The sequence below is a fragment of the Micrococcus sp. MS-ASIII-49 genome, from assembly GCF_000946635.1.
Classification (GTDB): Bacteria; Actinomycetota; Actinomycetes; order Actinomycetales; family Micrococcaceae; genus Micrococcus; species Micrococcus luteus.
Window position 1 is genome coordinate 1 of record NZ_JXSP01000042.1, and the last position, 10972, is coordinate 10972.

The 10972-nt window shown below is 74.6% G+C and carries 10 protein-coding genes; 3 read left to right on the forward strand and 7 right to left on the reverse strand.

Annotated features, from left to right (window positions below):
• A partial coding sequence (locus tag SJ20_RS03025; protein ID WP_044658912.1) for a 2,4-dienoyl-CoA reductase FMN-binding domain-containing protein occupies window positions 1-1187 on the reverse strand: 1187 nt, incomplete at its 3' end.
• Between the two features lie 149 nt (window positions 1188-1336).
• On the opposite strand from SJ20_RS03025, the gene SJ20_RS03030 reads away from it, so the two are divergent.
• The 3 genes from SJ20_RS03030 (at window position 1337) to SJ20_RS03040 (ending at window position 3491) form a co-directional block, all read left to right on the forward strand.
• Window positions 1337-1813, forward strand: a complete 477-nt coding sequence (locus tag SJ20_RS03030) for an NfeD family protein (protein ID WP_020624804.1) — start codon at window positions 1337-1339, stop codon at window positions 1811-1813.
• A gap of 52 nt (window positions 1814-1865) precedes the next feature.
• On the forward strand, window positions 1866-3056 hold the full coding sequence (locus SJ20_RS03035) for an SPFH domain-containing protein (RefSeq protein ID WP_044658913.1): 1191 nt from the start codon (window positions 1866-1868) through the stop codon (window positions 3054-3056).
• Between the two features lie 87 nt (window positions 3057-3143).
• Window positions 3144-3491: an RNA polymerase-binding protein RbpA gene (locus SJ20_RS03040; protein WP_080772566.1), complete on the forward strand. Its 348-nt coding sequence runs from the start codon at window positions 3144-3146 to the stop codon at window positions 3489-3491.
• A gap of 76 nt (window positions 3492-3567) precedes the next feature.
• Here the strand turns inward: SJ20_RS03040 and SJ20_RS03045 are convergent, their stop codons facing one another.
• The 6 genes from SJ20_RS03045 to SJ20_RS03070 all read right to left on the reverse strand — a co-directional run bounded on the left by SJ20_RS03045 (window position 3568) and on the right by SJ20_RS03070 (window position 10896).
• A complete protein-coding gene (locus SJ20_RS03045) occupies window positions 3568-4299 on the reverse strand; it encodes a polyprenol monophosphomannose synthase (RefSeq protein WP_036315073.1) in 732 nt (243 codons plus the stop codon).
• A gap of 90 nt (window positions 4300-4389) precedes the next feature.
• Window positions 4390-5484 carry a hypothetical protein gene (locus SJ20_RS03050; RefSeq protein ID WP_041103783.1) on the reverse strand — a complete coding sequence of 365 codons (1095 nt, stop codon included), beginning with the start codon at window positions 5482-5484 and terminating at the stop codon, window positions 4390-4392.
• A gap of 19 nt (window positions 5485-5503) precedes the next feature.
• Window positions 5504-8494 (reverse strand): RNA helicase, encoded by a 2991-nt coding sequence (locus tag SJ20_RS03055; RefSeq protein ID WP_041103785.1) that lies wholly within the window; start codon window positions 8492-8494, stop codon window positions 5504-5506.
• 74 nt (window positions 8495-8568) lie between these two features.
• Window positions 8569-9426, reverse strand: coding sequence for a twin-arginine translocase subunit TatC (tatC, locus tag SJ20_RS03060; protein WP_041103787.1), 858 nt, complete (start codon window positions 9424-9426; stop codon window positions 8569-8571).
• A 20-nt stretch (window positions 9427-9446) separates the two neighbouring features.
• A complete protein-coding gene (locus SJ20_RS03065) occupies window positions 9447-9704 on the reverse strand; it encodes a twin-arginine translocase TatA/TatE family subunit (protein ID WP_002855080.1) in 258 nt (85 codons plus the stop codon).
• Between the two features lie 37 nt (window positions 9705-9741).
• Window positions 9742-10896 carry a YafY family protein gene (locus SJ20_RS03070; protein ID WP_235281241.1) on the reverse strand — a complete coding sequence of 385 codons (1155 nt, stop codon included), beginning with the start codon at window positions 10894-10896 and terminating at the stop codon, window positions 9742-9744.
• Window positions 10897-10972: the final 76 nt, after the last annotated feature.

Consider the following 10972-nt stretch of genomic DNA (forward strand, 5'->3'; position numbering starts at 1 on the left):
CCCGCCGGCCCGGCACCGACCACGGCGATCCGGCGCCGGCGGCCCAGGGCCACCGGGACGGGCGCGGCGTACTCCGGCTCCGTCTCCCGCCCGGCGCGGGGGTTCATCAGGCACGAGACCTTGGCCCCGGTGAACACGTGGTCGAGGCAGGCCTGGTTGCAGGCGATGCACGGGGTCAGGGTCCGAGCGCGCGGGTCGCTGATCGCGGCCATCCACTCGGGGTCCGCCAGCAGGGGCCGGGCCAGCCCGACGAGCGCGGCGGCCCCGGACGTCAGCGCCTCCTCCGCCTCGGCGGGGGTGGTGAGCCGGTTGGAGGCGATCACGGGGATGTCGACGGCGGCGGTCAGGTCAGCCGAGGCGGCGAGGAACGCGGCGCGCGGCACGGAGGTCACGATGGTCGGCACGCGGGACTCGTGCCACCCGATGCCGGTCATCAGGACGTCCGCTCCGGCGGCCTCGAAGGCCCGGGCGGTGTCCGCGATCTCCGCGCGCGTCTGCCCGTCGGGGACCAGGTCCGCCGCCGAGGTGCGCACCGAGAGCACGCCGCGCTCCCCCAGCGCCTCGCGCACGGCCGCGACCACCGCCGCCGGGAACCGGCGTCGGCGCTCGGCGTCGCCCCCGTACTCGTCCGCGCGTCGGTTCGTCGCCGGGGCGAGGAACTGGTTGAGGAGGTAGCCCTCCGAGGCCATGATCTCCACGCCGTCGTATCCGGCCTCCAGGGCCAACGTGGCCGCGCGTGCGAACGCGTTCACGGTCCGCTCGATGTCCGCGGCCGTCATCTCCCGGGGCGTGTGCCGCGAGATCGGCGCTCGCACCGCGGAGGCCGAGACCAGGTCGGGGCTGGGGGCGTAGCGTCCCGCGTGCAGCAGCTGGGCGAGGATCCTGCCCCCGGCGGCGTGGACGGCGTCCGTGACGACGCGATGGGCGCGCGCGTCCTCCTCGCTGGCGAGCATCCCCCCGCCCAGCGTCACCGTGCCCTCGGGGACGACGCCCAGGCCGCCGGTGACGATGAGTCCGACGCCGCCGCGTGCCCGCTCCGCGTAGAACGCCGCCAGCTGCGGCAGGTCGTCGTGCCGGTCCTCCAGTCCCATGTGCATCGAGGCCATGACCACCCGGTTGGGCAGCGTGAGGGGGCCCAGGGTGATCGGCTGGAGCAGGGGCGAGACCGCGACGGGTGAAGATGTCATGCAGCTCACATTACCGGGCGGTAGCTCCCGACTTCCAGGACCGCCTGGGGACACGCTGTGTCCAAAGCCACTGCGTAGGGCAGGATGGGGATCACACGTCGACGCGCGGCAGACCCGTCCGCGCACCCGACACGGAGGGGAGCGCACGCATGGAGTGGATCGAGGCGAACGCGGGCTGGCTGTGGCTGGTGCTGGCCGCCGGCCTGGCCGGCGTCGAGCTGCTGACCCTCGACCTCGTCTTCCTGATGATCGCCGCCGGGGCCGGCGCGGCGGGGGTGGTCGCGCTCGTGGGCGGCCCGCTGGCGCTCCAGCTCGCGGCGTTCGCCGCCGTCGCCCTGCTGATGCTCGCCGCCGTGCGCCCCGTCGCCCTGCGCCACCTGCGCAAGGACACCGGCGCCGGCGCCTCCTACCTGGACACGCTCCCGGGGCGTCGCGTCGCGGCCCAGGGCGCGATCACCGGCGACGCCGGCACGCTCGCCGTCGACGGCGACACCTGGTCCGCCCGCGTCGAGCCCGGGGCGCCCGAGGTCGCCCCCGGCGACGAGGTGACCGTCCTGCGCATCGACGGGGCCACCCTGGTGGTCCGCCCGCTCCCCCGCATCGACTGGGAGGCGGACGGCGCCTGAGCCGCCCCACGTCCTCGTTCCGACCGCACCGACCCCAGAAGAAGGGACCCCGATGGAAACCCTCATCGTCCTCGTCGTCCTCGCCGTCCTCGCGGCGGTGATCGTGGCCTCCTCGGTCAAGATCATCCCGCAGGCGCGGACGGCCAACATCGAACGCCTCGGCAAGTACAACCGCACGGCCAGCGCCGGGCTGACCCTGATCATCCCGTTCGTGGACCGCATGCTCCCGATGGTGGACATGCGCGAGCAGGTCGTCTCCTTCCCGCCCCAGCCGGTGATCACCGAGGACAACCTCGTCGTCTCCATCGACACGGTCGTCTACTTCCAGGTCACGGACGCCAAGGCCGCGACCTATGAGATCGCCAACTACATCCACGCGGTGGAGCAGCTCACCACCACCACCCTGCGCAACGTCGTGGGCGGCATGAACCTCGAGGAGGCGCTGACCTCTCGCGACTCCATCAACTCCCAGCTGCGCGGCGTGCTGGACGACGCCACCACGCGCTGGGGCCTGCGGGTCTCGCGGGTGGAGCTCAAGGCCATCGACCCGCCCATGTCCATCCAGGACTCGATGGAGAAGCAGATGCGCGCCGAGCGCGACCGCCGCGCCGCCATCCTCACCGCCGAGGGCACGAAGCAGGCCGCCATCCTCACGGCCGAGGGCGAGCGCCAGTCCCAGATCCTCTCCGCCGAGGGCGAGGCTCAGGCACGCGTGCTGCGCGCCAACGCCGAGGCCGAGGCGATCGAGGTGGTCTTCGACGCCATCCACTCCGGCGGCGCCGACTCCGAGGTCCTGGCCTACCAGTACCTGCAGTCCCTGCCCAAGATCGCCGACGGCCAGGCCACCACCATGTTCGTGGTCCCCGCCGAGCTCACCCGCGCCCTGCAGGGCCTCGGTGAGGCGTTCGCCCCCGGCGACGGCGACCGCCCCACCCCGGAGCGCGCACCCCGGCGTCGGGACTCCGGGGACCGCGCGGGCGAGCCGGGCGCCGAGCACGTCGGCGTCACCCCGGAGCGCGCGCGTCGGCCGCGTGGGTCCCGCCCCACCACCGCGGACGCCCTGCGCGCCAGCGGCGTCATGGACGCGATGACCGCCGGCGCGGTGACGGCGGAGGACATGCCGCAGACCTCGCTCGACGAGGCCCTGGCCACGCCGCAGGAGATTGAGCCCGACCCGTCGGCCGGCCGCACCCCCGGCACCCGCCCGGCCGGCGAGGCCGACGGGAATGCTGTGGGACACTGAATGGTTCCATCAGTGAGGACGACCCGCCGCGCCTCGATCGGCCCGCGCCCCCGCGCGGGCCTCGGCGCGGCCTGACGAGGAGGAAACGTGAGCGATCGCAGCCTGCGGGGCATGCGCCTGGGCGCGCAGTCCCTGGAGTCCGAGGCCGGCGTCGAGCCCGCCGCCCGGCAGCGGGTGGAGTACCGCACGGAGGACGGCGAGCAGGTGTTCGTGACCTTCTCCGTGGAGGCAGACGTGCCGGCCACCTGGACCTCGAAGACCGGCAAGGAGGCGTTCCTCGTCAGCGGCGAGAAGCCGGCTGAGACCGAGGGCAAGCCCGTGCGCACCCACTGGGACATGCTGCGCGAGCGCCGCAGCCTCGACGAGCTGGAGGAGACCTACAAGATCCAGCTCAACAAGCTGCGCGCCAGCCGCGGCGAGGACGTCGACGCCTGACCCGCCGCTCCCCCATGCACGACGGGGCCGGATCCGCCATGGATCCGGCCCCGTCGTCGTTCGGGGGCTGTGCGCCTCAGAGGCCGAGGCGGGCGCGCAGGCCCTCCCAGCGCGCAGCCAGGCCCCAGCGGGTCACGTTGACCACGGCCTCGCCGATGATGCCGCCGCTCATCTTGGACTCGCCGAGCTCACGCTCCACGAACGTGATCGGGACCTCGACGATCCGCTTGCCGAGCCGGGCCGTGCGGAAGGTCATGTCCACCTGGAACCCGTAGCCCTTGGACTCGATCGCGTCCAGGTCGATCGCACGGAGCGTGTCGGCCCGGTAGGCGCGGTAGCCCGCCGTGATGTCCGTCAGGTTGAGGCCGAGCATGATCCGCGGGTACAGGGAGCCGGCCCACGAGATCATCTTGCGGGAGGTCGGCCAGTTCACCATCTTGCCGCCCGGCACGCGGCGCGAGCCGATCACCAGGTCCGCGGTGCGGACGGCCTCCAGCAGGCGCGGCAGCTGCTCGGGCTGGTGCGAGCCGTCCGCGTCCATCTCGACCAGGACGTCGTAGCCGCGCTCCAGGCCCCAGCGGAACCCGGCGATGTAGGCGCCGCCCAGGCCGTCCTTGGTGGTGCGGTGCAGCACGTGCACGGAGGGGTCCTCGGCGGCGCGGGCGTCGGCCCAGTCGCCGGTGCCGTCCGGGGAGGCGTCGTCCACCACGAGAACGTCGGACTCCGGGACGGCGTCACGGAGTCGGCCGAGGGTCAGCGGCAGCGACTCGATCTCGTTGTACGTGGGGATGATGGTCAGCACGCGCATGTGCGGTTCTCGCCTTCCGGCCGGGGTCGTGGGGGCGGCCCGCCGGTCGGACGGGCCATCGCATCCGTTCGAGTATAGGAAGCGGAGGTCTCAGGCCGGCGTCGCGGCGTCGTGAGCGTCGCGGGCCACGTCCTCCGCGGCGATCCGGCCGTCCACCCAGGTGGCCCGCCAGCGGGGCAGGGCGGTCTCGGCGTCGAGGGCCGGCAGCAGCGGCGTGCCGGCCCGGGTGTCCGTGCTCCACGCCGCCACCCGGCCGTCCGGCGACTGCACAGCGACCGCGTCGGCGTCCCAGACGCCGAACACGGCCGGGGCCGACACGCTCAGGCGCGGGGCGACGGACAGGCGTGCCGCCGGAGCGTCGGGCAGCGCGCGCAGCGGGGTGCGGGTCGCGGCGGCGAAGGCGGAGCGGGCGGAGATGCGCTCGTCCGGGTCGGGGTGGGACAGCGCCGACCGGACGGCGGCCCACGGGTCCCCGGCCGGGCCGGCGCCCAGGCACACGGTGACGGCGTCGGCCAGCAGGCTCGCCACGGGGGCGTGCAGCACGCCGTCCGCGTCGGGGACGACGGTGGCGCTGACCCCGGCGGCGGCCAGGAAGGCGCGGTCCTCGGCGGTGACCGGGTGGGTGACCACGAGCCGATGGCGCACGCGGCCCAGGGCGGCGGTGCCGAGTTCCTCCGCGACCGAGCGCAGGGCGGTCAGGGCCACGTCCTGGGCGGCGGGCCCGGCGTCCGCACCGCCGTCGGGGACGAGGTAGGCCTGCTCCCCCGCCTGGGTCGAGGCCGTCAGGAGGCCGGTGAGCGTGGCGGGGTCGGTGTCGGTCCCGACGGGCAGCCACACCCCGGCCGCCTCGGCGTCCACGCGGTCGGCGTGCCGGTAGACGACGGTCTGGACGTCCTCGTCGGCGGGCGCGGCGCCCGTGTCCTCGGGCCCGGCCAGGACCGTCACGACGGCGGTGCCGCGGCTCAGCGCGTCCCGCGCGTCCGCGGGCCGGGCCAGCGGCTCGACGAACACGGGCACGACGACGGCGCCGTCGAGGTCCCGCCGTTCGTCACCCGGGTCGGCCACGCGGTCCGCGGAGTCGTCCGCGCCGAGCCAGGCGATCATCCCGTCCCGGACCAGCAGCGCCTGTGCGTACGGGTCCGTCGTCGAGTGGATGATGCCGCGGGTCAACAGGTGTGCGCTCACCCGCCCACCCTAGCCCGTGTCAGTCCTCGTCCGCGCGCGGCGCCGAGGCCGCCGGCAGCGAGGTGGCCACGACGCCGCGGGAGACGAGGTCCGCGGCCCGGCGGCAGGCACGGCTGCGACGGGTGTCCCCGGGGACGTTGGCCAGCTGGCCCAGCACGTCGATGACCTGCCGCGCCCAGCGGACGAAGTCGCCCGCGGCGAGGTCCGCGCCGTCAAGGGTGCGGCGCAGGGTGGCGCCCCGCACCCAGCGGTGCATGGGTGCCACCAGCCCGGGGTCCGTCCGGGGCGTCGGCTCGAGCCGGGCCTGGGCCTCGTCCGTGCGCAGGCGCTCCTCGATGCGCTCGGCGGCCTCCGCGACGCGCGCGAGCCGGGGGGTCGGCATCGGGACCAGTCCGGGCTCGGTCTCCCCCTTGCCCTGGTACACGAGCAGCGCGGCGACGGCGGCCCACTCCTCCGGCGTCAGGCCGTCCATGGCCGGATCCTGCAGCACCAGCGAGGTGAACAGGTCCCGCTCGCCGTAGATCCGGCGCAGGGCCCCGCCGCGCTCCGTGAGCGCCGCACGGGGTGAGGGCGCGTCCTCCTGCACGTAGCCGTAGGCGCGCAGCAGACCGACCACGCGGTCGAACGTGCGGGCGATGGTGTTGGTGCGGCCCGCGATGCGCTCCCTCAGGACGGAGACCTCCCGCCGCATGGCCCACCAGCGGTCGCCCCAGCGGGCGTGCTCCTCGCGGTCCTGGCAGCCGTGGCACGGGTGGCGGCGCAGCGCCCGGCGCAGCTCCTCGACCCGGGGCGCGGCCGGGTCCTCCCGGAGGCGGAAGCCCGCCGTGCTGCGGCCTCCGGCGGGCGGGCGGCCCGTGCGCACGGCCTCGCGCATGAGCGCGGCGACGTCCTTGCGCTGCGCGGGCGTCTTCACCTGCACCACCTGGGGCAGGGCGGCGCCTGCCACCGGCTCGACCGGCCCGGCGACGTCGTCCACCGTGATGCGGCGCAGCTGCGCCTTGTCCGTGACGACGCCGACGCGCGGATTCTGGGGGTTGCCGGCGGGGAACACGACGACGGCCCGGCCGAGTGAGCGGCCGGCATCGAGCTCGACGACGTCCCCGACCGCGAGGTTCGCGAGCGAGTCCTTCACGGCGGCCAGGTGGGCTCGACGGCGTCCCTGCGAGCCGGACTTCTCCGCGGCCGCGAGCTCCTTGCGCAGGGTGAGGTACTCGGCGAAGTCGCCGAGGTGACACTGCATGGCCTCCTCGTACTTCTCGAGGCTGGCCTGCTTCGAACGGAGCTCGCGGGCCAGGCCCACCACGGAGCGGTCCGCCTGGAACTGGGCGAACGAGGACTCGAGGATGCCCCGCGCCTGCTCCGCGCCGACCTGCGCCAGCAGATTAGCGGACATGTTGTAGGTGGGCCGGAACGAGGAGCGCAGCGGGTACGTGCGGCGCGAGGCCAGGCGCGCGACGGCGGCCGGGTCCAGCCCGGGACGCCACATCACCACGGCGTGGCCCTCGACGTCGATGCCGCGGCGGCCCGCCCGGCCCGTCAGCTGGGTGTACTCCCCCGGCGTGATGTCGACGTGGTTCTCGCCGTTGAACTTGACCAGCTTCTCGATCACCACGGAGCGGGCCGGCATGTTGATGCCGAGGGCGAGGGTCTCCGTGGCGAACACGGCCTTGAGCGCGCCGGCGGTGAACAGGTCCTCGACGGCCTCCTTGAACGGGGGCAGCATGCCGGCGTGGTGGGCCGCGAAGCCCCGGGACAGGCCGTCCCGCCACGCCCAGAACCCGAGGATCTCCAGGTCCTCGACGGGCAGCAGGCGCGCCGCCTCCTCGACCCGCTCGGCCACGAGCGCCTTCTCCCGCGCCGTGGTGAGGTCGAGCCCGGCCCGCAGGCACTGCTCCACGGCGGCGTCGCAGCCGGTCCGGGAGAAGATGAAGGTGATGCATGGCAGCAGCCCGTCGCGGTCGAGGACCCGGATCATCTCCGGACGCGACGTGGACAGCCGCGGTCCGCGCCGCGGGCCGCCGTCGTGACCGCCCGGCCGACCGGAGACCGGCCGCTCCCGGTCCAGTGCGGACGAGCCGGTCCGGCCCCGGCCGCCGTCGCGACCCGTGTGCCGGCCGCCCCTGGCCCGCCCCTTCGTGCCGCCCCCGCGCCCGTCGCGGTGCTGCTGCCGCCCGGGGCGCCCCCAGTCGGCGCGCTGGAACCGGCGCTCGGCCTCCTCCCCCAGGCGCTTGAGCTCGGGGTTGAGCAGGGCCTCCCCGTCCCGGTCCGCGGCGTCCTCGAAGGCGATGTCCTCGGCGAACAGGTCGTAGAGCCGGCCCCCGGCCATGATGTGCTGCCACAGCGGCACCGGCCGGTGTTCCGAGACGATCACGGTGGTGGCGCCCCGGACCGTGTCGAGCCAGGCGCCGAACTCCTCGGCGTTGGACACCGTGGCGGACAGGGAGATCAGCTGCACGTGCTCGGGCAGGTGGATGATGACCTCCTCCCACACCGGTCCCCGGAACCGGTCGGCGAGGTAGTGGACCTCGTCCATGACGACGAAGCCGAGGTCGATGAGGGTGTCCGACTGCGCGTACAGCATGTTGCGCAGCACCTCGGTGGTCATCACGACGACGGGCGCGTCCGGATTGACGGAGGTGTCCCCCGTGAGCAGGCCGACGTTCTCCGCGCCGTGCACGCGGGCGAGGTCCGCGTGCTTCTGGTTGCTGAGGGCCTTGATGGGGGTGGTGTAGAACGCCTTCGTGCCGCGGGCCAGGGCCAGGTGGACGGCGAACTCGCCGACCACCGTCTTGCCGGCACCGGTGGGCGCCGCGACGAGGACGCCGTGGCCGTCCTCGACCTCGGCGCACGCGCGGCGCTGGAAGTCGTCGAGGGGGAAGCCCACGCGTGCGGCGAACCGGCCGAGCTCGGAGCCGGCATGGTGCCGGGCCGCCCGGGCACGGGCGTAGCGCCCCGCCGGGCTCAGCTCGGGTTCGTCGTGCGGGGTCGCGGACGCGGGATGGTGGGCCATGGCCCCACCCTACTGGCGGGTCCGGACGCCGTCGTGGTCGTGCGTCCGGGCGGGAGGGCCGCCGCGTACGACGCTCAGATCTGATCGAGCGGCTTCGGGCCTTCGGCGAGCTCCGCCTCGACGTCCACCTCGCGCTGCCCCGAGCGGCGGTCACGACGACGGTCCCCCCACAGGCACAGGACGATGGCCACGCCGAAGAGGACGACGAGCGGGATCGCCATGTAGAACATGGAGATGGCGTCCGCACCGGGGGCGGCGATCGCGGCGATCAGCATGATCACGAAGACGGTGATGCGCCAGTGGTGGACGATCGTGCGGCCCGGCAGGATGCCGAGCATGTTCAGTCCCACCAGCAGCACCGGCAGGACCATGGCCACGCCGAACGCGAGGTAGAGACGCGTGACGAAGCTGATGTACACCGACGCCGTCGGGAGGTTCGCGCCGCCCTCGGGAGTGAAGCCCACGAAGAACTGGACGGCCTGCGGCATCACGAGCCACCCCAGCGCGATGCCGAAGATGAACAGGGGCACGGCCGCGGCGATGAAGCCCAGGGCGTACTTCTTCTCGGCCTTCTTCAGACCCGGCACGATGAATGCCCAGATCTGGTAGAGCCAGACCGGGCTGGACAGGATGAGCCCGATGAACATGCTGACCTTGAGCATGAGGTCGAACGGCGAGGCCACCGTGTCATAGGCGACGGCCGCCGTGTGTCCCTGGCTGGCGATCTCCTTGACCGGGCGGAACAGCTCCGCCATGACCGGCTGGTAGACGAGGAAGCCGATCACCATGCCGACCGCGACGGCGAGCGCCGACTTCAGCAGTCGGTTGCGCAGCTCCGTGAGGTGCTCGCGCAGCGGCATCTCGCCGGTGGGGTTGTCCCGCCGCTTCCGGCGGCGCCGGGTGCGGCGGGCGACCTCGTCGACCTCGGTCATCGGGTGGGGGTCCTTCCGGCTCAGCGCGGGTCGCGCGGGTCGGTCTCGTCACGCTCGACGACGCGGCCCTCGACCGGCTCGTCCGCGGCGGTGGAACCGGCGCCGGAGCGCTCGTCCGTGGTGCCCTTGCCCTCGGTGCGCATCTGCTTCACCTCGGAGGAGAAGATGCGCATCGACTGGCCGAGGTTGCGGGCCATCGCGGGCAGCTTCGGCGCCGCGAAGAGCAGGATCGCGAGCAGGATGATGATGACGAGCTGCCAGCCCTGGAGTCCAGCCATGATGAAGGGTCCTTTCGATGGGGTTCCGGGGTCCAGGCTACCGCGCCGGCAGGGCCGCGAGGGCATCGCCCAGCGCGTCCGCCACGGACGTCCGGAGGTCGGCGGGGGCCAGCACCTCGACGGCGCCGCCGTGGCGTCCGACCAGCGCGGCCGCCACGGCGGCGTCGGTCAGATGCACCCGGGTGAGCCGGTCGCCGTCGGGCAGGTCGGCCTGGGCGTCCGGGCGGTAGCCGGCGGCCGCGTCGCGGACGGGATGGGCCCAGCGCAGCAGCACCGGCACCCCCGCGGCGTCGTCGGGATGGACCCGCCAGCGCGCGGGCCGAGCCCGGGGCGCGAACGTCTCCCCCGTGGGTGCGGGCGCGCTGATCCGGTCCACCCGGAACACCCGGTGGTCCTCGGCGCGACGGCACCACGCCTGCAGGTAGAGGCGCGCCCCGTCCTGCACCAGGGCCAGCGGCTCCACGTCCCGCTCGGTGAGGGCATCGGCATGCACGGAGCGGTAGGTCAGGTGCACGACGGCCCGCTCCGCCACGGCGGCCAGCAGGGTGCGCACCGTCGCGGGGTCCACGGCCACGTCCCAGTGGGCGGCGACGGCGACCGGGGGCTCGCCGGCGGTGTGCGCCTCGGCCTCCCGGAGGGCGGCGTCGTCCGCGTCGTCCGCATCCGGGGCCCCCGCGTCCAGGACCGCGGCGCGGATCCGGCGCTGGGCGGAGCGAGCGGCCTCGCGGTCGGCCTCGTCCAGCACCGGCAGGTCCGCGACCGTCTGCAGGGCGGCCACGAGGCTGTGCGCCTCGGGGCGCGTCAGCCGCACGGGACCGGCCAGGTCGGCGGCGCGCTCCACGTGGACGCGGCCGGCCACCTCCGCCACCTCGAACTGGAAGCCGGGGAAGTCGCGCTCGGGCATGCCGCAGTAGCGCAGCGTCTCGAGGTCGGCGTCGAGGCGCTCGTCGGTGACCCCGAGACGCGCGCGCAGCTCCGCCCGGTCCACCCCACCGGCCCGGTTGGCCAGCCCCACGATGTCCAGCAGGCGGCCCACGAGGTCCTCGCTCGAGTCGCGGGCGCGGCGCCGGACGGGCGCGGCGAGCGCCACCTCGAGCAGGGCCGGGTCGGCGGGACCGGCGTGGGTCTCCGCCGCGGCGGCCAGGCCCGCGCGGACGCGGTCGGTCAGGTCCGGGTGCGCGGCCGAGGGCACGGCCCGGCTGTTGCTCCTTGCAGTAGGGGGGGGGGGGGCCCCCCCGGGGGGGGGGGGCCCTTCGTGTGGGGAGCGG